We start from the raw sequence: 637 nt of genomic DNA, 5'->3' as shown, positions 1-637 counted from the left end.
GATCTCACAGGCCCCTTCGCCGGCAAGCCGGCTCCTACGAGGCAATACGCAGCACCGGCAACCGTAGGAGCTGGCTTGCCAGCGAAGGCGATCTCACGATCACCGCCGCCCGCCCGCCAAGGAAGCAACACTCAACAAGACAGGGAGTCATCAATGTCATTTCTCGAACCCGCTCCACTCCAGGGCGTCGCACCCTACACCGCGCCCCAGGAACCCCGGGAAGCCTGGCTGGCCCTGGCCGCCGGGATCGATCCGGAGGTCGCCCAGTACTTCCTGGTCAGTGCCCGCTGCGGTTGCTTCATGCAGGCAGCCCGCAGCCTGAACATCAAGGCCACGCTGTTGCGCAAGCAACTGGCCCTGCTGGAAGAGCACCTGCGCCGCTCACTGTTCTGTTATCAGGGGAGTGCCTTGAGCCTGAGCCGCGAGGGCCTGCAACTGCAGGCACAACTGATTGCCCTGGCCCACCAGCGCCGACTGCCGGTGATCGAGCAGCCGTTGATCCGCGTTGCCGTGGCGGAAACCATTCTCCACGACATTCTCGGTCGCGACCTGATCGCCTTGCTGCGGCGCAATGCCAGCGCCCGCCTGGAGATCATCTCCATCGACAGCGACCTGTCCCTGCAGGCCCTGAGCGCCG

Annotated in this window: 1 protein-coding gene; it reads left to right on the top strand. The window is 65.1% G+C overall.

The window, feature by feature from the left end:
• Nucleotides 1-153 precede the first annotated feature (153 nt).
• The coding region (locus BLX41_RS34185) for a LysR family transcriptional regulator (protein WP_259744320.1) at nt 154-637 on the top strand (484 nt) is incomplete at its 3' end.

Origin of the sequence: Pseudomonas protegens (genome assembly GCF_003732485.1) — a bacterium.
In the GTDB taxonomy this organism is placed as follows: domain Bacteria; phylum Pseudomonadota; class Gammaproteobacteria; order Pseudomonadales; family Pseudomonadaceae; genus Aquipseudomonas; species Aquipseudomonas protegens_B.
Note: the sequence above shows the minus strand (reverse complement) of the source record. Positions and strands in the feature narration are given on the sequence as shown.